Source organism: Streptomyces sp. NPDC087428, assembly GCF_044744085.1.
Lineage (GTDB): Bacteria > Actinomycetota > Actinomycetes > Streptomycetales > Streptomycetaceae > Streptomyces.
This window is the reverse complement of sequence record NZ_JBIUXR010000015.1, coordinates 169,019-192,612: the sequence shown is the minus strand read 5'-3', so window position 1 is coordinate 192,612 and position 23,594 is coordinate 169,019. Positions and strand designations below refer to the sequence as shown.

The following is a 23,594-nucleotide window of genomic DNA, read 5'->3' as shown; positions in this document are numbered from 1 at the left end:
ACTAACGCTCCTGGTTGTAGGTATTACTGCTGTCCGAACCCGCGTTGCGTCCCCGCAGGACGCCCCGCCGCAGGTTGCTCAACCTGCCGCGCACGTCCTCCGGGGCGCGGGAGACCTGGGGGCCGCCCTGCTGGGTCTGCTCGGCCGTACCCTCGATCAGATTGGCCTTGGGCACGCGCCGGGGAAGACCGGACGGGGTGACCCCGCCCGCCTTCGGGTCCCGGAGCTTCTCGGCCCGCTCCCAGCGCTCGTCGTTCGCCGAACGCCAGTCCTCCGTCCCGTCCGCGCTCTCCTGCTGCGCGGGCGACGGCTGCTGCGGCGGTTCCTGCTGCGGCGGCTGCTCCTGCGCGGCGGCGGGCCGGTCCTTCCCGCGTCCGGTGGGCTGCCAGTGCTGCTGACCGCCCCGGCGCGGCAGACCGGCCTCGGTGATCTCGTGGCCGGAGTTCGGGACGGGGCCCGAACGCTCGAAGCCTACGCGCTCCTGCGATGCGGCGGGGGTGCTCCCGACAGATTCCGGTTCGGCCTGCGTCAGCGGTTCGTACCCGCCCTGGTAGGCGCCCTGAGCAGGCCACTCCTCCTGCTGGGGCTGGGCGTTGTACTGCCCTTCGTAGTCCTGCTGAGGGGTCTCCGGGGCCGCGTACGCCGACTCCGGATAGCCGTTCTGCCCGTGCTGGTCGGGCTGTTGGACGTAGCCGGTGTCACCGCGGAACGGGTCGTAGCCGCCCTCGTACGCGGCCTGTCCGTACTGCGGCTCCTGCTGCCCGTCCTGCTGCGGCTGCTGGGCGTACGGGGCAGCGGTGTACGGGTCCGCGGCGTAGGGGGCCTCGCCGAACGGGGCCTGCGCGTACTGCTCCTGCGACTCCTGCCGCGGGTAGGGCGGGTTCTCGTCGCCGGTCCGGGGCTCCAGCGCCGCGCGCTGTTCCCCCCGCGTCAGCGAGCGGCCCACCGGGTCGAGCTGCGCGGACTCCTCCGACGCCTCCCCGTAGCGCGAGTCGTCGAAGCCGAGCTCCGCCGCCGTACGCATCGGGGGCTGCGTCGGCGGCAGCGTCGCGTCGAAGGGCTGCTGCTGCGGAATGATCGAGGAGACCGTGAAGTCGTCCTGCGCGGGGGCGCCTTCGCCGCCGCCACCGTGGGTGATCGCGTCCGGCAGCATGACCAGCGACGTGGTTCCGGCCTGCTCGCCCGAGGGGCGCAGCTGGACCCGGATGCCGTGCCGGTCGGCGAGCCGGCCGACCACGAACAGGCCCATGCGCTGGGAGACCGCGGCGTCCACCGTCGGCGGGTTGGCCAGCTTGTGGTTGATGTCGGCGAAGTCCTCGGCGGTGAGGCCGATGCCCTTGTCGTGGATCTCGATCATCACGCGGCTGTCGGGCAGCCGGGTCGCGGTGACCCGCACCTTGGTCTGCGGCGAGGAGAACGTCGTGGCGTTCTCCAGCAGCTCGGCGAGCAGGTGCACGAGGTCGGTCACGGACTGGCCGTGGATGTCCGTCTCCGGCACGCCGGAGAGCTCGATGCGCTCATAGGACTCCACCTCGGAGGAGGCGGCCCTGAGCACGTCCACCAGCGGCACCGGCTGGTTCCAGCGGCGGCCGGGCTCCTCACCGGCGAGGACCAGCAGGTTCTCGCCGTTGCGGCGCATCCGGGTCGCGAGGTGGTCCAGCCGGAAGAGGCTCTCCAGCTGGTCGGGGTCGGCCTCGTTGTTCTCCAGGTCGGTGATGAGGGTCAGCTGGCCCTCGATGAGCGACTGGTTGCGGCGTGACAGGTTGGTGAAGATCGCGTTGACGTTGCCCCGCAGCATGGCCTGCTCGGCCGCCAGCCGCACCGCCTCGCGGTGCACCTGGTCGAAGGCGCGCGCGACCTCGCCGATCTCGTCCTGGCTGTTGATCGGGATCGGCTGGACGCGGGTGTCCACCCGGCCCGGATCGGCCCGGGACAGCTGGTCGACCAGCGAGGGCAGCCGCTGCTCGGCGATGCCGAAGGCGGCGTTGCGCAGCCGGAGCATGGAGCGGCTCATCTGGCGGGCCATGAGGCCGGCCAGGACGAAGGCGGCCAGCAGGGCGACGAGCACGATCGCCGCGTTGACGACGGCGTCGGTCCTGGCGCCGGACGAGATGTCCGCCGCCTCGGTCACGGCCTTGTCGACGAGCTCTTCCTCGACCGCGGTGTATCCGTCGAACTTCGCGGTGGCCGCGGCCATCCAGGTCTCGGGGGTGATCCCCTTCGCCTTGAGCTGGGCGGGGCTCTTGCCGAGCGCGAGCTGCTGGGCCATCCCGTCGTAGACCGAGCCGTCGACGGTGGGCGGCGTCACGAACGGCGTCCCCGCCGCGTCGGCCTGCTCCTTGGCGCTCTTGACCTTGGCCGCGCCCTCCGCGGCCTTGTCGGCCATGACCTTCTTCAGCCGGGCCGCGTCCGACTCCGTACCGCCGGAGACGAATTCACCGAGGGCGATCTGCTCCAGGTAGTTGTACGAGCCGAAGGCCTTGACCTGGTCGTTGAACTTGCCGCCCACCTGGCTGGGCCGCACCAGCAGATGCATTCCGATGGAGCGCTGAAGCGATTCTGCAGCCTTGGCCAGCTCGATTGCGTAGACGGTGCGGCCGTAACTGGTGATGTTTCCGGTGCCGAGCCCGAGCTCGTTGCAGAACTCCATGAGGGAGTGCTGCACCTGGACGTAGCCCTCTTCCGTCTTCACCGGGTCCATGGCCTCGGCGTAGGCGGCCTTGCGCAGGTCGGGGAGGGTGGGCTCCTCCAGCCTGAACAGCTTGAGGCGCCGCTCCAGGCCCTGCTTGGCCGGCATGTCCTTCACGGCCGTGTCGAACTTCTCCGCGGCCGCGTCGGTGGTGGCCCGTACCTGGGTGACGACCGCCGCGTCGCGCTTGTTGGACAGCAGGGGCTGGGCGGAGAGGTCGCGCTCGTTCAGCAGCGCCTGGCCGTACTCGGAGGCCGCGCGCACGATCAGCGCGGTCCGCTCGGCGTCCCTGGCCTCCTGCCAGGTGTCGATCGACCCCTTCACCTGGAAGCCGCCCATGACCAGGCCGACCAGCACGGGGATGAGGAGGATCGCGTTCAGCCGGGTCGGCACCCGCCAGTTGCGCGGGGACATCCGGCTGGTGCTGCCACCGGCAGGCATCCCTCCGGACACGTCGGCGGACGACGCCGCGGCGCGCGGCGGGGTGAAGTTGCCCCGCTCCGGCTGCGCCGTGGAGCCCTCGTTGTTACGCCTCACTCGACCAACAACCTCTCGGCGTCGGCACCTACGCTGTGCCGTGTTTTGTTCAGGGCCGTACTACTCGGGAGTTCGTCGAATTGCAGCACGGGGAACGGTCGCGTTCCAAACAGTCGGAATAGGCCATTCCGAGTGGTACAGGCCTCAGATAAAACGGGCATAAAGAACGAGCCCCGCCAAAAGGCGGGGCTCATGTGAGCACAGCGGTACCGCTCGTACGCATCGGGTATCGGCCGTGAGGCAATTCTCTTTCGAAACGTTATGAACACGGGGGTGGATCGTGTCTAACGACACAGTCCACCCCCGTTTGACTACTTTAACTGCCGTACGGCAATACCGACTTGTGCCTACTTGAGCCGCGCCATCAAGGCGTGCTCCACCAGGGTGATCAGACCGCTCTTGGCATCACCGCGGTGCCGCGCGTCGGTCGTGATGATCGGGGTGTCGGGTCCGATCTGGAGCGCTTCGCGCACCTCGTCGGGGGTGTAGGGCTGGTGTCCGTCGAAGCCGTTGAGGGCGATGACGAAGGGGAGTCCGCTGTTCTCGAAGTAGTCGACGGCGGGGAAGCAGTCGGCGAGTCGGCGGGTGTCCACCAGCACGACGGCGCCGATGGCGCCGCGTACGAGGTCGTCCCACATGAACCAGAAGCGGTCCTGTCCCGGGGTACCGAAGAGGTACAGGATCAGGTCCTGGTCCAGGGTGATGCGTCCGAAGTCCATGGCCACCGTCGTGGTGGTCTTGCCTCCGGTGTGTGTGAGGTCGTCGATGCCCGCGGACGCGGACGTCATCACGGCTTCGGTGCGCAGCGGATTGATCTCCGAAACGGCACCGACAAACGTGGTCTTGCCCACGCCGAACCCGCCCGCCACCACGATCTTCGCCGAGGTGGTGGCACGGGCCGCACCGCCACTAGAGCTTGCGAAGTCCACTGAGTACCCTTTCGAGCAGTGTCACATCCGGCGCGCCGCCGGCCTCTCCGTTGCCCGGCTGGTGGATGGCCACCATGCCGGCTTCCGCCAGGTCCGCCACGAGGATCCGGGCCACGCCGAGCGGCATCGACAGCAGGGCCGACACCTCGGCCACCGACTTGACCTCACGGCACAGGTGGCAGATCCGCTGGTGCTCGGGGAGCAGCGTTCCCAGGTGCGCGGGGTCGGCCGTGGTGCTGACCAGCGCCTCTATCGCTAGTTGGTAGCGCGGTCGGGTCCGTCCGCCGGTCATGGCGTACGGACGAACCAGCGGCTGGTCGCCTTCACCTTCGTACGACGCGTGGTTCAGCGCGCCGTACGGATCGGGTGAGGCGGGTGGCGGGGTCATGAATCCTCCGGGCGTGACAGCAGGGTGTCGGCGTGCCGTCTGAAGGGGCCGGTGGGGGGCTCTAAGCGGCCGGACGGGCGAGGGTTGATTGCGGTACCTGGGGTAATCGTCTGTGTCACCGATTCATGGCCGCCTAGTGGAGCAGGCTGCCCTGGAGCTCGGCACGGAGGTCCGGGGTGAGGACAGTGCCCGCCCGGTCCACCAGCAGAGCCATTTCGTACCCGACCAGACCGATATCGGCGTCCGGATGGGCCAGTACGGCAAGTGAGGAACCGTCGGAGACGGACATCAGGAAGAGGAACCCGCGTTCCATCTCCACCACGGTCTGGCTGACGGCGCCGCCTTCGAAGATCCGGGAGGCACCCGCGGTCAGCGAGGTCAGACCGGAGGCGACAGCCGCCAGCTGGTCGGCGCGGTCGCGCGGGAAACCTTCGGACATCGCCAGCAGCAGGCCGTCTGCGGAGACCACCACCGTGTGCGACACCCCGGGGGTGTTGTCCACGAAGTTGGTGATCAACCAGTTCAGATTCTGCGCGGCCTGACTCATCGGGCTCAACTAACGCTCCTGCTGGTGAGTGGGGCCGAGTGGGAAACTGCCGGTCGACTGGCCGTTGTTGGCCTGACGCCCCTGCTGGATACCCCGGCGGAGATTGGTGAGCCGCCCGCGCACATCATCGGGCGCACGCGACACCTGGGGACCGGACTGATGGTTCTGCTGCTGGGCGGTGCCCGGTACCAGATTGGCACGCGGCACCCGGCGGGGCAGACCGGAAGTGGTGATTCCGCCTGCTGCGGGCTTCTTCACCCGCTCCGCCTGCCGGACGAGTTCGTCGTTCGGCGAGGCGCGCCAGGAGCTCGTGACGCCGTTGGTGTCACCCGTATCGCGCTGCGGTGCGGGCGGAGCGGGGCGCTCGTCGGCGGACTGCTGGGGGAAGTCCGGTGCCTGCGGCGCGGCGGGCGGCTGCTGGCCGTTCTGCTGCGGACCGTGGAACCAGTTGGTCTCCAGCGTGTCGTACAGCGGCGTACGGCCGTCGCCGGGCCCGGCGGCCGGCGGAAGCGCCTCGGGCTGCCGGTACTGCGGCTCCTGCTGCGGCTGCGGCGCGACGGGCGGCCGCGGAGCACCGAAGTCCTCGTCGCCGCGGTCACGCCGGACCGGCGCGGGCCGGCCCTGCCCCTGGTCCTGCGGACGGCCGAAGTCGGGGCGGGCGAACTGCGCCGTGCTCGCCGGGTCCGGTGTCTGCGGCGCGCCTGCCCCGTACTGCTGCGCACCCGGAGCGGGCGCCGAGAAGTCCGGGCGGGCGAACTCCGAGGTGGAGCCGGGGCCCTGCCGGTCGTCCATCGGCGGACGCGGGCTGAGCGGCGGGTTCGACGGGCGCTGGAACTGGCCGGTGGACTCGGGCTCCTCGTGACCGCGGGGGGCGTCGAGCGGGGAGCGCTGCTGGGGTGCGGACTGCTCCTCAGAGCCCCAGCTGGTGGTCTGCGGGCGCTGCGGACCGGGGTACCCCTGGCCCGACGGGCCCGGAGCGGGGCTGCCACCGGGCAGTTCCGCACGCGGACCGCCGACGGGGGGCAGCTGGCGGCCGTTCTCGCCCGGACCGCCGGGCTGCTGGAAGCCGCCCTGGTCCGCCGGGTTCTGCCGGCCGGGGCCGTTGCCCGCGCCCTGGCTGTTCTGCTCCGGCCGCCGCTGGGCGAACAGCCCGCCGGGCTGGCCCGCGTCGGTACGTCCGGCGCCGTCGCCCTGGCCGCGGGCGCCCAGCCGGGCACCGCCGCCGAAGGCGCCGGAGAGTCCGCCGCCCTGGCGCGGCGGCCCCTGGCGCGGGCCGTCCTGCGGCGGCCGGCCCTGCGGACCGGTGTTGGACAGGCCGGCGCTCTGGAAGCCGGAGTTCTGCTGGCCGGGCTGGCTGTTCTGACCGGGCCGGCCGGGCTGCCCCGGCTGCCCCGGCTGGTTCTGCGGCCGGCCGGAGGTGTCCCGGGCGGGCAGCGCGGCCCGCGGACCGGAACCCGCGCCGACCTGGCCGCGGTTGGCACCCGGGCCGGCCGGGAGCCGGCCGCCGGGGGCCGACGGAGAGCTGTCGAGACCGGGGCGCGGAGCGTTGCCGCCCGCGAGCAGTCCACCGGACGGCGCACCGCCGGCGAGCAGTCCACCGGACGGCGCACCGCCGGCGAACAGTCCGCCGGGAGCGGGCGGCTGGCCCTGGGCCTGCTTCGGAACCGGCATCTTGCCGCCGTGCGCGACATCGACGGGGAGCATGACCAGCGCGGTCGTACCACCGGAGTCGGAGGGCCGCAGCTGGATACGGATGCCGTGGCGCAGGGACAGCCGGCCGACCACGAACAGGCCCATGCGGCGGGAGACCGAGACATCCACGGTGGGCGGCGAGGCGAGCCGCTCGTTGATCGCCGCGAGGTCCTCGGGGGAGAGCCCGATACCCGTGTCGTGGATCTCGACGAGCACCCGGCCGTCGGGCAGCGCGTGACCGGTGACCCTGACCTTCGTCTGCGGCGAGGAGAACGACGTGGCGTTCTCCAGCAGCTCGGCGAGGAGGTGCACGAGGTCGTTGACGACGCGTCCCGCGACCTCGGTGGCGGGCACCGCGGCCAGTTCGATGCGCTCGTACTGCTCCACCTCGGAGGCGGCGGCACGGAGCACGTCGACCAGCGGCACCGGACGGGTCCACCGGCGGCCCGGCTCCTCGCCCGCGAGGACGAGGAGGTTCTCGCCGTTACGGCGCATACGGGTCGCGAGGTGGTCGAGCTTGAAGAGCGAGGACAACTGGTCCGGGTCGGCCTCGCGCGACTCCAGCTCGGAGATGAGCGAGAGCTGACGCTGGATGAGGCCCTGCGAACGGCGCGAGAGGTTGGTGAACATCGCGTTGACGTTGCCCCGGAGGAGGGCCTGCTCCGCGGCGAGCCGGACGGCCTCGCGGTGCACGTCGTCGAAGGCCGCGGCGACCTTGCCGATCTCGTCGCGGGAGTGCACGCCGACCGACTCGACCGAGGTGTCGACGTCCTGCGGGTCGGCCTCGGAGAGCTGCTTGACGAGCTCCGGCAGCCGGTCCTGGGCGACGCGCGTCGCGGTGTCCTGGAGCCGGCGCAGTGAGCGGATCATGGACCGGGCGACGACGAACGCGCCGACCAGCGACACGCCGAGCACCAGCAGGATGAGCGCACCGCTGATGATCGCTTCGCGCTGGGACTCGTCGCGCAGTTCGCGCGCCTTGCCCTCCATGTCGCTGAGGAGCGTCTCCTCGATCTGCTTCATGGCCTGGATCTTGTTGGAGTCCTGGTCGTACCAGTCGAGGTACGAACGCCGGGCCGTCCCGGCCATGCTGGTCGGGCTGTCGAGCACCTTCTTGGCGTAGGTGTCGGCGGCCTTGATCTCGGGGTTGCCCTCGTCGAGCGTCGCGGTCAGCTCGTCCGCGCTGTTGCCGGTGGTCGTGTAGATCGACCCGAACGAGCGACGCGCCAGGTCTTCCTTGCGCAGCGCCGCCAGACCGAACTGGCGGTCGTTCGAATCGAGGCTCGGCTGCTTGTCGTTGCCGCCCGGCAGCGCCGCGGCGATGATCGCGCGCTGGACCGAGGCGTACTCCTTGGCGGAGGAGAAGGCCGCCAGGGCACGGGTCCGCTTGATCATCTCGGGGCTGCTGGTCGCCTGCGCCATGTCCTGCGAGAGGCTCAGCAGCGAGGTGATCAGCTGGCTGTACGCGTCGACGGTCTGCAGGCTCGGGGTGCCCTTGGCGAACGCCTGCTTGCGGATGTCGCGGATGCCGCCCAGCTGCGAGGCGATCTGCTGGACGCTGGAGTGGATGCTCTCCAGGGCCTCGTCGCCCTCGGTGTCACCGATGTCGTTCGTCGCGGTGAGGAACGCCTTCTTCGCGCGGTCGGCCTTCTTCCGCGGCTCGGTGACCTTGAAGTCGGTGGCAGGCACTCCGTTGGACAGCGGGCCCGCCGACCGGTCGCGCTCCTCCTGGAGCGCCTGGGCCAGCGACGTCGCCTGCTTGGTCATCTTGGTCAGCAGCTGCATGTGCTCCAGCTGCTGGATGTCGTTCATGGAGTCGTTGATGCGGAGGGCACCCAGGCTGGTCGCGGCGACCACCGGGAGGGCGAGCAGGGAGACCAGGCGCGTACTGATGCGCCAGTTACGCAGAGCCATTCGCGATCCGGTGTTGACCGGGCCCTGTGGCTTGAGGGACGTGATCGGATCGGAGCCGCCGTTCGCCGCGGCGCCGGAGCGCTTGGCGCGGTCGCTGCTGTCACCGGCCGCGGCCGGTCCGGGGTTCTGGGCGTGCTGGGGCGAGGAGCCGCGGTCGGTCCCGCCGCGCGGCTCCTGTTCAGCCGCTGCGCTGCCATCCCTCTTGAAACGTCCCTGCACTAGCGTCGCAACCTCTGGACCAGGCGTTCCCCCCGTCATGGACGGATGGAACGGTGTCGGCGTCGTGGGGCGTTGTACCGCCCCATGGTGGTCTTGAGTGACCGGCGTTCTTCCCCTTCCCGCCGCCACTCGGCTCGGCGCTGCGTTGCGCCCCCTGCGCGCCGGCCTGAAACCTGCGGCGGTGCGTGGAATTCCAGCACAGTGCAGGATCTCCAACAAGGGCCAGGTACCTGGCTGTGACCTGCGTGACACGTTGTGATGACGGCGTAACAAGCCGTGGAGCCGGTTCACTGTCATAACGGACTATTGCGGGTGAATCAGGTGAGGGTGACGGGTGTCCCAGACGACATGATCAGGAGCGGAATGGTTCATTCAGTGGTGCAATGTCCGGTTCTTCCGGTCGGGTCGGCCGCCCGTAATCGGGGTAATTGTCGGGGCCCTGGTGAGCAAACTCACATGATGATCGTCGTCTCTTCCGGGCTCCCGGAGGGAATCGGATGTTTAGCCTGACGCTTTACAGGGATGGCAGAACCGACAACCGGCGCCCCTCCGGGCGGCGCCCCTACCGACAGGGTCCGAACGGCAGATGAAGACGACGATGATGTTCCGCAACATTGCCAACCCCCGGCGCACGACGCTGGCGCACCTCGAGGACGCCGAGGCGCTGCGGACGCCGGAGCGGCCGGAGCACGCCCTCGACCTGCCGACGCAGACGGCCAACCCCCGCCGCACGATCCTCATGGTCGCTCCCGGGGCCACCACCGCCGCCGCGGAGTGATGCGCGCGGTGTCCCCCCTCACCCGCGCTAGCCTGGAGCGTCAGTCTTCAGTCAGCCAGCAAGTGAGGGGCCACAGCTTCCCGTGCGCATCGCCAGGTTCTCCATCGACGGCAATGTCGCCTTCGGCGCTGTCGAGGGCGACGGGCCCGATGGTCTCGTCCTCGACATCATCAAGGGCATCCCGTACGCCGAGTTCGAGCTCTCCGGGACCAAGGTCCCGCTGAACAAGGTCCGGCTGCTGCCGCCCGTGCTCCCCAACAAGGTCGTGGCCATCGGCCGCAACTACGCGGAGCACGCCGCGGAACTCGGCAACGAGGTCCCCGACGTCCCCGTCGCCTTCTTCAAGCCCACCACCTCGGTGATCGGCTCCGGCGACGCCATCGAGTACCCCTCGTTCTCCGACGACCTGCACCACGAGGCCGAGCTGGCCGTGGTCATCGGCCGGATGTGCCGCGAAGTGCCGCGCGAGCGGGTCAAGGACGTCATCTTCGGCTACACCTGCGCCAACGACGTCACCGCGCGTGACGCCCAGAAGCGCGAGAAGCAGTGGGCCAGGGCCAAGGGCTTCGACACCTCCTGCCCGCTCGGCCCCTGGGTGGAGACCGACCTCGACCCCGGCGACCTCACCATCCAGGCCACGGTCAACGGCGAGCAACGCCAGCTGGGCCGGACGAGCGAGATGATCCGCTCCATCGAGGACCTGGTCGTCCACATCACGGAAGCCATGACACTGCTCCCGGGCGACGTGATCCTCACCGGCACCCCCGCGGGGGTCGGACCCCTGCACGTCGGCGACGAGGTCGCCGTCACCATCGAAGGCATCGGCACTCTCACCAACAAGGTGATCAAGCGTGGTTAACGGACCGGTCCGTGTACGTTTCTGTCCCTCCCCGACCGGCAACCCCCATGTGGGCCTGGTCAGGACGGCTCTCTTCAACTGGGCCTTCGCCCGGCACCACCAGGGCACCCTGGTCTTCCGCATCGAGGACACCGACGCGGCGCGCGACTCCGAGGAGTCGTACGAGCAGCTCCTCGACTCGATGCGCTGGCTCGGTCTCGACTGGGACGAGGGCCCCGAGGTCGGCGGCCCGCACGCCCCGTACCGCCAGTCGCAGCGCATGGACATCTACCGGGACGTCGCCGAGAAGCTCCTCGCCGCCGGCCACGCGTACCCCTGCTACTGCACGACCGAGGAGCTCGACGCCCGCCGCGACGCCGCCCGCGCCGCCGGCAAGCCGTCCGGCTACGACGGCCACTGCCGCGACCTGAGCGCCGAGCAGAAGGCCGCGTACGAGGCCGAGGGGCGCACGTCCATCGTCCGCTTCCGGATGCCCGACGAGGCGATCACCTTCACCGACCTGGTCCGCGGCGACATCACCGTCCAGCCGGAGAACGTGCCGGACTACGGCATCGTCCGCGCCAACGGCGCCCCGCTCTACACACTGGTCAACCCGGTCGACGACGCGCTGATGGACATCACCCACGTCCTGCGCGGCGAGGACCTGCTCTCCTCCACCCCGCGCCAGATCGCCCTGTACCGGGCGCTCATCGAGCTGGGCGTCGCCAAGCAGACCCCCGCGTTCGGCCACCTGCCGTACGTCATGGGCGAGGGCAACAAGAAGCTCTCCAAGCGCGACCCGCAGGCCTCGCTCAACCTCTACCGCGAGCGCGGCTTCCTGCCCGAGGGGCTGCTCAACTACCTCTCGCTGCTCGGCTGGTCGATCGCCGAGGACCGCGACATCTTCGACATGGACGAGATGGTCGCCGCGTTCGACATCGAGGACGTCAACGCCAACCCGGCCCGCTTCGACCTCAAGAAGTGCGAGCACGTCAACGCCGAGCACGTGCGCCGGCTCGACGTGAAGACCTTCACCGAGGCCTGCGGCCCGTGGCTGCGCGCCCCGTTCGCCCCCTGGGCCCCGGAGGCCTTCGACGCGGACCTGTTCGCGGCGATCGCCCCGCACGCCCAGACCCGTGTCACGGTCCTCTCGGAGATCACGGCCAACGTCGACTTCCTCTTCCTCGACGAGCCCGTGACCGACGAGGCGTCCTGGGCCAAGGCGATGAAGGAGGGCTCCGACGCCCTGCTCGCGACGGCCCGCGCCAAGCTGGCCGACGCCGAGTGGAACGCGGACGCCCTGAAGAACGCCATCCTCGCCGCCGGTGAGGAGCACGGCCTGAAGCTCGGCAAGGCCCAGGCCCCGGTCCGCGTCGCCGTCACCGGCCGCACGATCGGCCTGCCCCTCTTCGAGTCCCTGGAGATCCTGGGCCGCGAGAAGACCCTGACCCGGGTCGACGCGGCACTGGCGAAGCTGGCCGCGTAGCGGTCGTACGTACGCGGGAGGCCGGGGCTCCACGCGGGAGCCCCGGCCTCCGCCGTTCACGACACGCGCGATACCGTGCGATCGCGTCTGTCAGGGTGGCGCGGTGTACCGGCAAGGGTTACGGGAAGCGGGGGGTGGTGCTGCGATGAGCGGCGAGCCTCCAAGTCCGTACGCCGCGTAGCGCAGCCATCCCGAGCGGGATATCGGCTGGCGCTGGTGCGGTTCGTGTCGATGTTCTGATCCACCGCTGTGCCTAAGGACCTGCCATGCCGCACTCGAACCTGCCCCAAGAGCCGAGCGCGGAGTCGGCCGAGCCGTTGCGGGACCTCGTGAAGGACCAGCGGCTGGGTGCCGCCCAGGAGTGGCTGGAGAGGAATCCGCCGCATGTGATCGCCGATGAGCTGGCGCGTATGGACGCGGTCGACGCCGGGCTGGCGTTCCGCCTGCTGTCCAAGGACCGGGCGCTGGAGGTCTTCGAGGAACTGGAGCCGGTCGACCAGCAGCCGATCCTGGAAGGGCTGCGGGACCGCTCCTTCCTGGATCTCATCGAGGGCATGGATCCGGACGACCGGGCCAGGATGCTGGGAGAAGCCCCCGCGAAGGTCGTCAAGCGGGTGCTGGGCGGGCTGAGCCCCAACGAACGCAGGATGACCTCCGCCCTGCTCGGCTACCCGGAGGGCTCCGTCGGCCGGTACATGACGCCCCAGGTGATCGCGCTGCCGCAGGACCTGACCGTCGAGCAGGCGCTACGGACCGTAAGGGCGAAGGGCGCGGACGTGGAGACGGTGTACACGTTGCCCGTGGTGGACTCCGGGCGGCGGCTGACCGGCCTCGTGGAACTGCGCGAGCTGGTGCTCGACGCGCCGGACACGATGATCTCCAGACTGGTCGTGACCGAACCGGCCTCCGCGTACGCCACGGACTCCGCCGAGTCCGCGGCCCGTCTGATGCGCGAGACCAACGACCTGAACCTGCCCGTCGTCGACAGCGAGGACCGGCTCGTCGGACTGTTCACCATCGACGACGCCGTGGAGGTCATCGAGGCCGCCGACACCGAGGACGTCGCCCGGCAGGCCGGTGCCGCCCCGTGGGCCGGTCACTACATGGCCGCCTCCGTGTGGCAGCTCGCCCGCTACCGGGCGCTGTGGCTGAGTCTGTTGCTGGTCGCGGCGACTCTCACGGTCGGCGTGACCCAGGCGTTCGAGGCCACCCTGGAGCAGGTCGCCGCCCTCGCCCTGTTCATCCCCATGCTCATCGGCGCGGGTGGCAACGCCGGCGCCCAGGCCGCCACCGCCTGCGTACGCGCTCTCGCGGTCGGCGAGGTCCGCAGCTCGGACCTGATGAAGGTGATCTGGCGCGAGTGCCGGGTGGGCCTGGTCCTGGGCTCGCTGCTGGCCCTGCTCGGCCTGGTGGTGGGCACCGTGTTCGTCAGCGCGAAGATCGCCCTGGTGGTCGGCATCACCCTGGTCATCATCTGCGGGTGGGCGGCAACGATCGGCGGCGCCATGCCGCTGCTGGCCAAGCGGCTGCGGATCGACCCGGCGGTCGTCTCCGCCCCCATGGTCACCACCCTCGTCGACGCCACCGGCCTGGTCATCTACTTCCTGACGGCGAAAGCCGTCCTGGGCGTTTGACCACACCCACGACGGGAGCCGGACACCGAGGACGGCACGCGGACGCCGGTACGCGCCCCGCCGCGACGGGCGGGCCGGACGGCCCGTTCCCACTTGAGCGGATCGACGACCTGCTCGCCACCCGGGCACATACGCTGGTGGGCATGCCGATTCGAGCGGTTCTCTGGGACATCGACGACACGATTTTCGACTACTCGGGAGCCGACCGAGCCGGCATGCGCGAGCATCTGGGGCGCGAGGGCCTGCCGGAGGGGTGCGACTCCGTCGAACACGCCCTCGACGTATGGAAAGCCGTCACGGACGTGCAGTGGGCACGCTTCGCCGCCGGGGAGCTCGACTTCCAGGGACAGCGGCGCGAGCGCGTACACGCCTTTCTGGGACGGGTACTGAGCGACGCCGAGGCCGACGAGTGGTTCGCCCGGCACGCGGCCCACTACGAGGCCGCCTGGTCGCTGTTCCCGGACACCGTGCCCGTGCTGGACCGGCTGGCAGGCAGTTTCAGGCACGCGGTCCTGTCGAACTCCAGCATTCACAACCAGGACCGCAAATTGCGGACACTCGGGGTGCGGGACCGCTTCGAGGTAGTGGTCTGCGCCGTTGAGCTGGGCATCTCCAAGCCCGCCGCCGGGGCCTTCCACGCTGCCTGCGAGGCCATGGCGCTCGATCCGCGCGACGTCGTCTACGTCGGGGACGAACCCGACATCGACGCCGCCGGAGCGACGGCCGCCGGGCTGAGGGGGATCTGGCTGGACCGGACCGGCCGGGGCGGACGTCCCGAACTCGTCCGGATCACGGCCCTGGACCAGCTTCCCGGCCTGCTGGTGGGCGATACCCGTTTTGGAGCGCCGGACACCTTCAGGTAATGTTCTTCCTGCGTCACCCGAGCGGGACAAAAAATCCGAGCGGGAAGCGCAGTAAGAAATACAACCCCCAAGGGTTGCGTTTCATTGGGCTATGGTGTAATTGGCAACACTACGGTTTCTGGTACCGTCATTCTAGGTTCGAGTCCTGGTAGCCCAGCGCAAGACAGCAAGTAGCACGTAGTAAGAACAAGCCCCCGTTGTGTAGCGGCCTAGCACGCTGCCCTCTCACGGCAGTAGCGCCGGTTCGAATCCGGTCGGGGGTACAGATCCTTCCCGCGAGAACATCTGGGTCGCACCCACGCTCTCGATGCAGGATCGCTAGGGCCCCCGTTGTGTAGCGGCCTAGCACGCTGCCCTCTCACGGCAGTAGCGCCGGTTCGAATCCGGTCGGGGGTACTTGTAACACCATGGGCTATGGTGTAATTGGCAACACTACGGTTTCTGGTACCGTCATTCTAGGTTCGAGTCCTGGTAGCCCAGCGCAAGACAGCAAGTCGCAGTATCCAAGCCCCCGTTGTGTAGCGGCCTAGCACGCTGCCCTCTCACGGCAGTAGCGCCGGTTCGAATCCGGTCGGGGGTACAACAGAGCATCAGACAGCGGCCCTTCACCTCGGTGGGGGGCCTTCTGCTTGTGCCCGCAAGGATGTTGGGGCCCGGACGGCCTGCCGTGGTGGTCCCGCTCCGACCGGCGTGGGGGTCCGGTCGACTCCGGTGTGGGTCACGGGTGTTGAGAAGGCCGCCACGGCGCTGGGGCGGCCGGTTCCGGAAGGGTGAGGGCGTCGTGTCAGCCGGTGCGGCGCAGGGCCTCGCTCAGCCGGGCGGCCGAGTCGATGATGGCCTGGGCGTGCATCCGGCCCGGGTGGCGGGTCAGCCGCTCGATCGGCCCGGAGACCGAGACCGCCGCGACCACCCGGTTCGAGGGGCCGCGCACCGGGGCGGAGACCGAGGCGACGCCCGGTTCCCGCTCGCCGATCGACTGGGCCCAGCCCCGGCGCCGTACGCCCGAGAGGGCCGTCGCGGTGAAGCGGGCGCCCTGGAGGCCGCGGTGCAGGCGCTCTGGCTCCTCCCAGGCCATCAGGATCTGGGCGGACGACCCCGCCTTCATGGTGAGCGTGGAGCCGACCGGCACGGTGTCCCGCAGACCGGACAGCCGCTCCGCCGCCGCCACGCAGATCCGCATGTCGCCCTGCCGGCGGTAGAGCTGAGCGCTCTCGCCGGTGATGTCGCGGAGATGGGTGAGCACCGGTCCCGCCGTGGCGAGCAGCCGGTCCTCGCCCGCCGCCGCCGCGAGCTCCGACAGCCGGGGGCCGAGAATGAAGCGGCCCTGCATGTCCCTCGCCACCATGCGGTGGTGTTCCAGTGCCACGGCCAGCCGGTGGGCCGTGGGTCGTGCGAGCCCGGTCGCCGCGACCAGCCCGGCGAGGGTGGCCGGACCGGACTCCAGGGCGCTCAGTACCAGAGCTGCCTTGTCGAGAACGCCGACGCCGCTAGAGTTGTCCATACGACGATACTCGCGTCTCACTCTGTGAAACGCAAGTTCAATTTTCCAGGGAAGTTGCGAACCTGTACGGGCGGCCCCACAACGGCCCGTAGCCACCGCCCCGCACGGGGGTTCGGACGGGGGCGCACCGAATCTCTAGTTGGGCCGGCGACGACGCCGGCCGGAGGGAAAGCGATGGGTAGGACACTCGCGGAGAAGGTTTGGGACGACCATGTCATCCCCAAGGTCTCGACTTCGCTCGACCAGGGGAGCCCCCACTGGCGCGCCGAAGGTGAGCCCGACCTCCTCTTCATCGATCTGCACCTGCTGCACGAGGTGACCAGCCCGCAGGCCTTCGACGGTCTCCGGCAGGCCGGGCGCCCGGTGCGGCGCCTCGACCTCACCATCGCCACCGAGGACCACAACACCCCGACCCTCGACATCGACAAGCCGATCGCCGACCCGGTCTCCCGCGCACAGCTGGAGACCCTGCGCAAGAACTGCGCGGACTTCGGCGTCCGGCTGCACCCCCTGGGCGACGTCGAGCAGGGCGTCGTGCACGTGGTCGGCCCGCAGCTGGGCCTGACCCAGCCCGGCACCACGGTCGTGTGCGGCGACTCCCACACCTCCACGCACGGCGCCTTCGGGGCGCTGGCGTTCGGCATCGGCACCAGCCAGGTCGAGCACGTACTGGCCACCCAGACGCTGCCGCTGGCCCGCCCGAAGACGATGGCGATCACCGTCGAGGGCGAACTGCCCGACAGCGTCACCGCCAAGGACCTGATCCTCGCGATCATCGCGCGGATCGGCACCGGCGGCGGCCAGGGCTACATCCTCGAATACCGCGGCTCCGCCATCGAGAAGCTCTCGATGGAAGCCCGGATGACCATCTGCAACATGTCGATCGAGGCCGGAGCGCGGGCAGGCATGATCGCCCCCGACCTGACCACCTTCGACTACCTGCGGGGCCGCGACCACGCCCCGCAGGGCGAGGACTGGGACGCCGCCGTGGCGTACTGGAAGACGCTGCGCACCGATGACGACGCGGTCTTCGACGCCGAGGTGGTCATCGAGGCCGCCGAACTGGCGCCGTTCGTCACCTGGGGCACCAACCCCGGCCAGGGCGCGCCGCTGTCGGCCAACGTCCCCGACCCCGCTTCGTACGAGGACGCCTCGGAGCGCAACGCCGCGGAAAAGGCCCTGGAGTACATGGGGTTGACCGCCGGGCAGCCGCTGCGCGAGATCAATGTGGACACCGTCTTCGTAGGTTCCTGCACCAACGGCCGGATCGAGGACCTGCGCAACGCGGCCGCGATCCTGGACGGCCGCAAAGTCGCCGACGGGGTGCGGATGCTGGTCGTCCCTGGCTCCGTGCGGGTCGCCCTGCAAGCCGTCGAGGAGGGCCTGGACAAGGTCTTCAAGACCGCCGGAGCCGAATGGCGGCACGCGGGTTGCTCGATGTGTCTCGGTATGAACCCCGACCAGCTGGCCCCCGGCGAGCGCTCCGCCTCCACCTCGAACCGCAACTTCGAGGGCCGGCAGGGCAAGGGCGGCCGGACGCACCTGGTCTCCCCGCAGGTCGCCGCCGCCACCGCCGTGCTGGGCCATCTGGCCTCGCCTGCCGATCTGTCCGACGACCGCACGCCCGCCGGAGTCTGAGAACCATGGAAGCTTTCACCGCACACACCGGCCGGGCCGTCCCGCTGCGCCGCAGCAACGTCGACACCGACCAGATCATTCCCGCCCACTGGCTGAAGAAGGTCACCCGGGACGGCTTCGAGGACGGGCTCTTCGAGGCCTGGCGCAAGGACGAGAGCTTCGTCCTCAACCGCCCGGAGCGCAAGGGTGCCTCGGTCCTGGTGGCCGGCCCCGACTTCGGCACCGGCTCGTCCCGCGAGCACGCCGTCTGGGCCCTGCAGAACTTCGGCTTCAGGACCGTCATCTCCTCCCGGTTCGCCGACATCTTCCGCGGCAACTCGCTGAAGAACGGGCTGTTGACCGTGGTCCTGGACCAGCAGGTCGTCGACACCCTGTGGGAGCTGACGGAGGCCGACCCGAAGGCCGAGATCACGGTCGACCTGGAGGCCCGGGAGGTCCGCGCCGAGGGCATCACCGCCGCCTTCGAACTCGACGAGAACGCCCGCTGGCGGCTGCTGAACGGGCTGGACGACATCAGCCTCACCCTGCAGAACGAACCGGACATCGCGGCCTACGAGGCGACCAGGCCGGCCCACAAGCCACGTACCATTAACGCCTGAGCAGCGCTTTCTCAGTACTGCGCCCCCTGCCTTCTGGTAGGGGGCGCAGTCGCTTGTTGAGACCCCGTCGGGCGACAACTCGCCCCAGATGGCACAATCGGTGCATGGAACGCGACAGCCAACTCAAGCTTTACGGCCAAGTCGCCGACCAATTGAAGGAAGCGCACTCACGAGTGCGTGCACTGCAAGTCCCGGAGGGCGTACGGATGGCGCTGTCCCGGAAGCTGCTGGTCGTCACGGCCGCGGCGAAGCACGATCTCCCAGATGCAGCAAGGCGTCTGGACCGGTTGATGAAGGACCTCGATGAGGGCCGATTCCCCGAAGGTGACTGACTCTGCGGAACTGCGCAGCGGTCGACTTCGTTGCGGCACTAGGGTGATTAGCCCGTTTCGTGTTTGATTTGCGGTATATATCTGCCTAACGTGCGAAAAAGCTTGAACACTTTCGTTCTGGCTATGTCTCCGAAGGGGAAGACGTGAACAAGGCGCAGCTCGTAGAAGCGATTGCCGACAAGGTCGGCGGCCGTCAGCAGGCCGCGGACGCCGTCGATGCGGTACTCGACGCGATCGTTCGTGCAGTGGTCGCAGGTGACCGGGTCTCGGTCACCGGCTTCGGCTCGTTCGAGAAGGTCGACCGCCCGGCCCGCTACGCCCGCAACCCGCAGACGGGTGAGCGCGTACGGGTCAAGAAGACGTCCGTGCCCCGTTTCCGTGCGGGACAGGGCTTCAAGGACCTGGTGAGCGGCTCGAAGAAGCTCCCCAAGAACGATGTGGCCGTGAAGAAGGCACCCAAGGGCAGCCTCTCGGGCGGATCTTCCACCCGTACGACGGCCAAGGCGGCCGCGAAGAAGGCGACCGCGAAGAAGGCCGTGGCGAAGAAGGCCACCGCCAAGAAGACCGTGGCAGCGGCGAAGAAGACCACGGCCACCGCCAAGAAGACCACCGCGAAGAAGACGTCCGCGGCGACGAAGAAGACCACGGCGGCCGCGAAGAAGGCGGCCCCCGCAGCGGCGAAGAAGGCGACGACCGCGAAGAAGGCGGTCGCCAGCAAGACCGCGCCCGCCAAGAAGACCACGGCGAAGAAGGCGCCCGCGAAGAAGACCACGGCGCGCAAGACCACGGCCAAGAAGGCCACTGCACGGAAGAAGTGAGACCGAGCAGTAAAGGGCTCCTCACACGCGCCGGGCCGGGCTCCCCTCGGGGGGCCCGGCCCGCGGGCTGTTCGGGGCAGGGCGACAGGGCTCGGCGGGCCGGCGCCGCCACGGGGCTCAGAAGGTCTGGAGCGTCACCAGGGTGATCCGCAGTCCGGCGCCCTCGCCGCTGCCCTCGATCCGCACCCGCTGGCCCGGACGCAGCAGCCGCAGGCCGCCGGCGTCGAAGGCCGGGGCGTCGAAATCCACCGGGGTGCCGTCGTCGAGCAGCACGCTGCCGGTGCGGGTCTCGGGGTCGTACGTGTACGAGGTCGCCTGCATGAACGGCAGCCTATCGGTCCATCGCGGGGACCCCCGCGGCCCAGCGCCCCGCCGTGTAGGGGCCCACGCCCAGGGCGAGCGCCGCCCGCAGATCGTCGCCGGTGTCCACGTCCTGGCGGACCGAATCGATGCCGGAGAGTGTGATTTCCGCGGCGCCCGACGCGAGATGCCGGGCCCGGGACGGACCGCCGAAAGCCGGGCGCAATTCCACTCCTGGCCCAGCGGCCAGAAATGTTGTTCCGATTCCCGCCGCATCGGTCACAAAAGCCCGGGAAAAAGCGGCTGAGGAATCGAGCACCCGCGCCAATTCTGTGTGGCGCAGTGCGGGCAGATCCGCGTTGAGCGCGGCGACGGCCGCTCCGGGCCGGGCCGCCCGCACCGCACGCTCACCGTGCGCGAGGGCCGCGTTGAGCCCGGCGGCGGGAGAGTCGGCCACGATGCGGGCGCCGAGGGCCGCCAGCGCGGCGCCGGCCGTCGCGTCGTCCGTGACTACCACCACATCGGCGACGGCCCGGCAGGCCAGCGCGGCGTACACGGTGTCCTGGGCGAAGGCCAGGGCCAGCCGGGGCCGCAACAGGGCGCCGGACGAGGGCACCAGCCTGCTCTTGGCCCGCGCCAGGGGTTTCAACGGGACGACCAGGGACCAGCGGCCGGTCGGGTCGGTGTTCGTGGCGGTCTCCCCCTCGATGCGCATGGCCGCCTATTCTCGCCTGCCGGTGCGACAACCCGGAGGATCGGTCCCGAAGGTGAGGCGTACGGTGTTCTCGACAGAGCAGGGGCCTGGGGCGAGACTTGACCGTCGGTAGTCAGGCAGCACAGCTCCACAGTCAGGTCCATAGAGAAAGGTGTCCGGGTGTCCCGCCGCAGAATCGGCTTCTGGTACCGCTTGGCAGCGGTCATCGCAAAACCGCCGCTGGTGGTTCTGTTCAAGCGCGACTGGCGGGGGATGGAACACATTCCGGCCGACGGCGGATTTATAACTGCGGTCAATCACAACTCGTATCTGGACCCTCTTTCGTACGGGCACTTCCAGTACAACACCGGCCGGGTGCCGCGGCTCCTCGCCAAGGCGGGGCTCTTCAAGACCCCCTTTGTCGGAATGATGCTGCGCGGCACCGGCCAGATTCCCGTGTACCGCGAGACCACCAACGCGCTGGACGCCTTCAGGGCCGCCGTCGACGCCATCGAGCGCGGTGAATGCGTCGCCTTCTACCCGGAGGGCACCTTGACCCGCGACCCCGAGATGTGGCCGATGGGCGGCAAGACCGGCGCCGCCCGCGTCGCGTTGATGACCAGGGCCCCGGTCATCCCCGTCGCCCAGTGGGGCGCCAACCTGGCGATGCCGCCCTACGCCACGGACAAGAAGCTGCGGCTCTTCCCCCGCAAGACCCTCCAGGTCCAGGCGGGTCCGCCCGTCGACCTCTCCCGGTTCTACGACATGGAGCCGACGCCCGAGGTGCTGCGCGAGGCGACCGAGGTCATCATGCTCGCGATCACCGAGCAGCTGGCGGACGTACGCGGACAGCAGGCCCCCACCGAGCTCTACGACCACCGCAAGGCCCGCGCGGAACTGCGGCGCAAGTCCGAAGGAGAGGGACCCAAGTGACGCACCCCGTAAAAGCAGCCGTCTTCGGAACCGGCTCATGGGGTACGGCCTTCGGCATGGTCCTCGCGGACGCCGGCTGCGAGGTCACCCTGTGGGGCCGCCGTGCCGAGGTCGCCGAGGCCATCAACACGACCCGTACCAACCCGGACTACCTGCCCGGCATCGAGCTCCCCGCCTCGGTCCGGGCCACCACGGACGCCGCCGAGGCGCTGCGCGACGCCGACTTCGCCGTGCTCGTCGTGCCCTCCCAGACGCTGCGCGCCAACCTCGCCGACTGGACCCCGCACCTGGAGTCGAAGACGGTGCTGGTCTCCATGATGAAGGGCGTCGAACTCGGCACCGCGAAGCGGATGAGCGAGGTCATCGCGGACGTCACCGGTGTCAGCGCCGACCGCATCGCCGTCGTCACCGGGCCCAACCTCGCCAAGGAGATCGCCGAACGCCGGCCCGCCGCGGCCGTCGTCGCCTGCCAGGACGAGTCGGTGGCGCGCCGCCTCCAGGCCGCCTGCCACACCCCGTACTTCCGCCCGTACACCAACACCGACGTGGTCGGCTGCGAGCTCGGCGGCGCCGTCAAGAACGTCATCGGGCTGGCCGTCGGCATCGCCGACGGCATGGGGCTCGGCGACAACGCCAAGGGCTCGCTCATCACCCGCGGCCTCGCCGAGACCACTCGGCTCGGCCACGCCATGGGCGCCGATCCGCTGACCTTCTCCGGCCTCGCCGGACTCGGGGACCTGGTGGCGACCTGCTCCTCGCCCCTCTCGCGCAACCACACCTTCGGCACCAACCTCGGCCGAGGCATGACCCTCCAGGAGACCATCGCCGTCACCAAGCAGACCGCGGAGGGCGTCAAGTCCTGCGAATCGGTGCTCGATCTGGCCCGCCGGCACGGGGTGGAGATGCCCCTCACGGAAACGGTCGTCGGCATCGTCCACGAGGGCAAGCCCCCGATGGTCGCGCTCAAGGAACTGATGTCGCGCAGCGCCAAGGCCGAGCGGCACTGAGGACCCGGGCACGGGCCGACTGCGGCCGGGTTGACCCGCCGGACGGCACCGGCGGCGCTGACGCGACCCGTACCAGCAGGTACGCTCATCGCGATATGAGCAGCGAGAACCTCCCCCAGAGCACGGAGCAGCAGCTCCGCAAGCCGCGTGTGGCCGTCGTGTTCGGCGGCCGCAGCTCCGAACACGGCATTTCGGTGGTCACGGCCGGTGCCGTCCTGAACGCCATCGACCGGACGAAGTACGACGTCCTGCCGATCGGCATCACGACGGACGGCCGCTGGGCGCTCACCGCCGACGAACCCGAACGCATGGCCATCACGGACCGGAAGATGCCGGACGTGACCCAGCTGGCCGAGTCCGACGAGGGCGGCGTGGTGCTCTCCGTCGATCCCGGCAGCCGTGAAGTGGTCTACAGCGAACCCGGCTCGGTCCCCAAGGCGCTCGGCGAGGTCGACGTCGTCTTCCCCGTTCTGCACGGCCCCTACGGTGAGGACGGCACGCTCCAGGGCCTCCTGGAGCTCTCCGGAGTGCCGTACGTCGGCGCCGGAGTCCTCGCCTCCGCGGTCGGCCAGGACAAGGAGTACATGAAGCGCGTCTTCACCTCCTTCGGGCTGCCCGTCGGGCCGTACGTCGTCGTCCGCCCCCGCGAGTGGGACCAGGACCCCCAGGCCGCGCGCAAGCGCATCGTGGAGTTCGCCGGCGACCACGGCTGGCCGCTCTTCGTGAAGCCCGCACGGGCCGGCTCGTCGATCGGCATCACCAAGGTCGACGACCTCTCCGGCCTCGACGAGGCGATCGAGGAGGCCCGCCGCCACGACCCCAAGTTCCTCGTCGAGTCGCTGCTGCGGGGCCGCGAGATCGAGTGCGGGGTGCTGGAGTTCGAGGACGGGCCGCGCGCCAGCGTGCCGGCCGAGATCCCGCCGGTCACCTCGCACGACTTCTACGACTTCGAGGCCAAGTACATCGACGCGGCGCCCGGCATCGTGCCGGCCCCGCTCACCGAGGACCAGACCGCGGAGGTCCAGCGGCTCGCCGTCGAGGCCTACGAGTCGGTGTCCTGCGAGGGCCTGGTGCGTGCCGACTTCTTCCTCACCGAGGACGGCGGCTTCGTCATCAACGAGATCAACACCCTGCCGGGCTTCACCCCGATCTCCATGTACCCGCGCATGTGGCGGGAGAGCGGCGTCGACTACCCGCAGCTGGTGGACCGGCTCATCCAGGCGGCGCTGAACCGGCCGACCGGACTGCGCTGACCCGT

20 protein-coding genes and 5 tRNA genes are annotated in these 23,594 nt (G+C 69.9%); 17 read left to right on the top strand and 8 right to left on the bottom strand.

What is annotated here, in order from left to right; translation table 11 throughout:
* Window position 1: 1 nt before the first annotated feature.
* From ACIO3R_RS30025 to ACIO3R_RS30005, 5 genes are all read right to left on the bottom strand, one after another.
* Window positions 2–3,226 (bottom strand): nitrate- and nitrite sensing domain-containing protein, encoded by a 3,225-nt coding sequence (locus tag ACIO3R_RS30025; RefSeq protein ID WP_402110106.1) that lies wholly within the window; start codon window positions 3,224–3,226, stop codon window positions 2–4.
* Window positions 3,227–3,573: 347 nt separating this feature from the next.
* The gene (locus ACIO3R_RS30020) at window positions 3,574–4,155 is read right to left on the bottom strand and encodes an ATP/GTP-binding protein (protein WP_073738725.1); all 582 of its coding nucleotides are present in this window, start codon (window positions 4,153–4,155) and stop codon (window positions 3,574–3,576) included.
* Window positions 4,136–4,543: a DUF742 domain-containing protein gene (locus ACIO3R_RS30015; protein WP_073738726.1), complete on the bottom strand. Its 408-nt coding sequence runs from the start codon at window positions 4,541–4,543 to the stop codon at window positions 4,136–4,138. Before ACIO3R_RS30015 ends, ACIO3R_RS30020 begins: the two co-directional genes overlap by 20 nt.
* A gap of 133 nt (window positions 4,544–4,676) precedes the next feature.
* Window positions 4,677–5,090 (bottom strand): roadblock/LC7 domain-containing protein, encoded by a 414-nt coding sequence (locus tag ACIO3R_RS30010; RefSeq protein WP_024495006.1) that lies wholly within the window; start codon window positions 5,088–5,090, stop codon window positions 4,677–4,679.
* A gap of 9 nt (window positions 5,091–5,099) precedes the next feature.
* On the bottom strand, window positions 5,100–8,915 hold the full coding sequence (locus ACIO3R_RS30005; RefSeq protein ID WP_402110104.1) for a nitrate- and nitrite sensing domain-containing protein: 3,816 nt from the start codon (window positions 8,913–8,915) through the stop codon (window positions 5,100–5,102).
* A gap of 586 nt (window positions 8,916–9,501) precedes the next feature.
* On the opposite strand from ACIO3R_RS30005, the gene ACIO3R_RS30000 reads away from it, so the two are divergent.
* The 10 genes from ACIO3R_RS30000 to ACIO3R_RS29955 all read left to right on the top strand — a co-directional run bounded on the left by ACIO3R_RS30000 (window position 9,502) and on the right by ACIO3R_RS29955 (window position 15,094).
* Complete coding sequence (locus tag ACIO3R_RS30000; RefSeq protein WP_385034590.1) at window positions 9,502–9,693, top strand: hypothetical protein; 192 nt, start codon at window positions 9,502–9,504, stop codon at window positions 9,691–9,693.
* Between the two features lie 82 nt (window positions 9,694–9,775).
* The gene (locus tag ACIO3R_RS29995) at window positions 9,776–10,552 is read left to right on the top strand and encodes a fumarylacetoacetate hydrolase family protein (RefSeq protein ID WP_123461875.1); all 777 of its coding nucleotides are present in this window, start codon (window positions 9,776–9,778) and stop codon (window positions 10,550–10,552) included.
* Window positions 10,545–12,017, top strand: a complete 1,473-nt coding sequence (gltX, locus tag ACIO3R_RS29990; protein ID WP_402110102.1) for a glutamate--tRNA ligase — start codon at window positions 10,545–10,547, stop codon at window positions 12,015–12,017. The genes ACIO3R_RS29995 and gltX overlap by 8 nt, the downstream gene beginning before the upstream one ends.
* A gap of 266 nt (window positions 12,018–12,283) precedes the next feature.
* Window positions 12,284–13,651, top strand: coding sequence for a magnesium transporter (gene mgtE / locus ACIO3R_RS29985; RefSeq protein WP_385034586.1), 1,368 nt, complete (start codon window positions 12,284–12,286; stop codon window positions 13,649–13,651).
* A 143-nt stretch (window positions 13,652–13,794) separates the two neighbouring features.
* Window positions 13,795–14,514 (top strand): HAD family hydrolase, encoded by a 720-nt coding sequence (locus tag ACIO3R_RS29980; protein ID WP_402110100.1) that lies wholly within the window; start codon window positions 13,795–13,797, stop codon window positions 14,512–14,514.
* Between the two features lie 85 nt (window positions 14,515–14,599).
* Window positions 14,600–14,671 (top strand) — tRNA-Gln (locus ACIO3R_RS29975).
* Window positions 14,672–14,704: 33 nt separating this feature from the next.
* Window positions 14,705–14,777, top strand: a tRNA-Glu gene (locus ACIO3R_RS29970).
* 60 nt (window positions 14,778–14,837) lie between these two features.
* Window positions 14,838–14,910 (top strand) — tRNA-Glu (locus ACIO3R_RS29965).
* 12 nt (window positions 14,911–14,922) lie between these two features.
* Window positions 14,923–14,994: transfer RNA gene (locus tag ACIO3R_RS29960), tRNA-Gln, on the top strand.
* Between the two features lie 27 nt (window positions 14,995–15,021).
* A tRNA-Glu gene (locus ACIO3R_RS29955) sits at window positions 15,022–15,094 on the top strand.
* A 204-nt stretch (window positions 15,095–15,298) separates the two neighbouring features.
* Here the strand turns inward: ACIO3R_RS29955 and ndgR are convergent.
* On the bottom strand, window positions 15,299–16,015 hold the full coding sequence (gene ndgR / locus ACIO3R_RS29950) for an IclR family transcriptional regulator NdgR (RefSeq protein WP_024490257.1): 717 nt from the start codon (window positions 16,013–16,015) through the stop codon (window positions 15,299–15,301).
* Window positions 16,016–16,189: 174 nt separating this feature from the next.
* Between ndgR and leuC the strand changes: the two genes are divergently transcribed.
* The 4 genes from leuC (at window position 16,190) to ACIO3R_RS29930 (ending at window position 19,402) form a co-directional block, all read left to right on the top strand.
* Window positions 16,190–17,653 carry a 3-isopropylmalate dehydratase large subunit gene (leuC, locus tag ACIO3R_RS29945; RefSeq protein WP_385034582.1) on the top strand — a complete coding sequence of 488 codons (1,464 nt, stop codon included), beginning with the start codon at window positions 16,190–16,192 and terminating at the stop codon, window positions 17,651–17,653.
* A gap of 5 nt (window positions 17,654–17,658) precedes the next feature.
* Complete coding sequence (gene leuD / locus ACIO3R_RS29940) at window positions 17,659–18,252, top strand: 3-isopropylmalate dehydratase small subunit (RefSeq protein WP_385034580.1); 594 nt, start codon at window positions 17,659–17,661, stop codon at window positions 18,250–18,252.
* Between the two features lie 104 nt (window positions 18,253–18,356).
* A complete protein-coding gene (locus ACIO3R_RS29935) occupies window positions 18,357–18,584 on the top strand; it encodes a hypothetical protein (RefSeq protein ID WP_123461880.1) in 228 nt (75 codons plus the stop codon).
* A gap of 143 nt (window positions 18,585–18,727) precedes the next feature.
* Window positions 18,728–19,402: an HU family DNA-binding protein gene (locus tag ACIO3R_RS29930; RefSeq protein WP_385034577.1), complete on the top strand. Its 675-nt coding sequence runs from the start codon at window positions 18,728–18,730 to the stop codon at window positions 19,400–19,402.
* A gap of 117 nt (window positions 19,403–19,519) precedes the next feature.
* Here ACIO3R_RS29930 and ACIO3R_RS29925 read toward each other — a convergent pair whose 3' ends face one another.
* Together ACIO3R_RS29925 and cofC are read right to left on the bottom strand one after the other, a co-directional pair.
* Window positions 19,520–19,723 carry a hypothetical protein gene (locus ACIO3R_RS29925; protein WP_362963580.1) on the bottom strand — a complete coding sequence of 68 codons (204 nt, stop codon included), beginning with the start codon at window positions 19,721–19,723 and terminating at the stop codon, window positions 19,520–19,522.
* Between the two features lie 10 nt (window positions 19,724–19,733).
* Entirely contained in the window at window positions 19,734–20,417 is a 684-nt protein-coding gene (gene cofC / locus ACIO3R_RS29920; protein ID WP_385034575.1) for a 2-phospho-L-lactate guanylyltransferase, read from the bottom strand.
* Between the two features lie 159 nt (window positions 20,418–20,576).
* Here cofC and ACIO3R_RS29915 point away from each other — a divergent pair, with 159 nt between their 5' ends.
* The 3 genes from ACIO3R_RS29915 (at window position 20,577) to ACIO3R_RS29905 (ending at window position 23,589) form a co-directional block, all read left to right on the top strand.
* Entirely contained in the window at window positions 20,577–21,329 is a 753-nt protein-coding gene (locus tag ACIO3R_RS29915) for a lysophospholipid acyltransferase family protein (protein ID WP_385034573.1), read from the top strand.
* Window positions 21,326–22,336, top strand: coding sequence for an NAD(P)H-dependent glycerol-3-phosphate dehydrogenase (locus ACIO3R_RS29910; RefSeq protein ID WP_385034571.1), 1,011 nt, complete (start codon window positions 21,326–21,328; stop codon window positions 22,334–22,336). Before ACIO3R_RS29915 ends, ACIO3R_RS29910 begins: the two co-directional genes overlap by 4 nt.
* 95 nt (window positions 22,337–22,431) lie before the next feature.
* Window positions 22,432–23,589, top strand: coding sequence for a D-alanine--D-alanine ligase family protein (locus ACIO3R_RS29905; RefSeq protein ID WP_385034570.1), 1,158 nt, complete (start codon window positions 22,432–22,434; stop codon window positions 23,587–23,589).
* Window positions 23,590–23,594 lie beyond the last annotated feature (5 nt).

What these genes read in the sequence shown, in the direction of transcription:
- ACIO3R_RS30015 (WP_073738726.1), bottom strand. Translation starts at nt 4,543, where the DNA reads ATGACCCCGCCACCCGCCTCACCCGATCCGTACGGCGCGCTGAACCAC.
- ACIO3R_RS30010 (WP_024495006.1), bottom strand. Translation starts at nt 5,090, where the DNA reads ATGAGTCAGGCCGCGCAGAATCTGAACTGGTTGATCACCAACTTCGTG.
- ACIO3R_RS30000 (WP_385034590.1), top strand. Translation starts at nt 9,502, where the DNA reads ATGAAGACGACGATGATGTTCCGCAACATTGCCAACCCCCGGCGCACG.
- mgtE (WP_385034586.1), top strand. Translation starts at nt 12,284, where the DNA reads ATGCCGCACTCGAACCTGCCCCAAGAGCCGAGCGCGGAGTCGGCCGAG.
- ACIO3R_RS29980 (WP_402110100.1), top strand. Translation starts at nt 13,795, where the DNA reads ATGCCGATTCGAGCGGTTCTCTGGGACATCGACGACACGATTTTCGAC.
- ndgR (WP_024490257.1), bottom strand. Translation starts at nt 16,015, where the DNA reads ATGGACAACTCTAGCGGCGTCGGCGTTCTCGACAAGGCAGCTCTGGTA.
- leuC (WP_385034582.1), top strand. Translation starts at nt 16,190, where the DNA reads ATGGGTAGGACACTCGCGGAGAAGGTTTGGGACGACCATGTCATCCCC.
- leuD (WP_385034580.1), top strand. Translation starts at nt 17,659, where the DNA reads ATGGAAGCTTTCACCGCACACACCGGCCGGGCCGTCCCGCTGCGCCGC.
- ACIO3R_RS29935 (WP_123461880.1), top strand. Translation starts at nt 18,357, where the DNA reads ATGGAACGCGACAGCCAACTCAAGCTTTACGGCCAAGTCGCCGACCAA.
- ACIO3R_RS29925 (WP_362963580.1), bottom strand. Translation starts at nt 19,723, where the DNA reads ATGCAGGCGACCTCGTACACGTACGACCCCGAGACCCGCACCGGCAGC.
- cofC (WP_385034575.1), bottom strand. Translation starts at nt 20,417, where the DNA reads ATGCGCATCGAGGGGGAGACCGCCACGAACACCGACCCGACCGGCCGC.
- ACIO3R_RS29905 (WP_385034570.1), top strand. Translation starts at nt 22,432, where the DNA reads ATGAGCAGCGAGAACCTCCCCCAGAGCACGGAGCAGCAGCTCCGCAAG.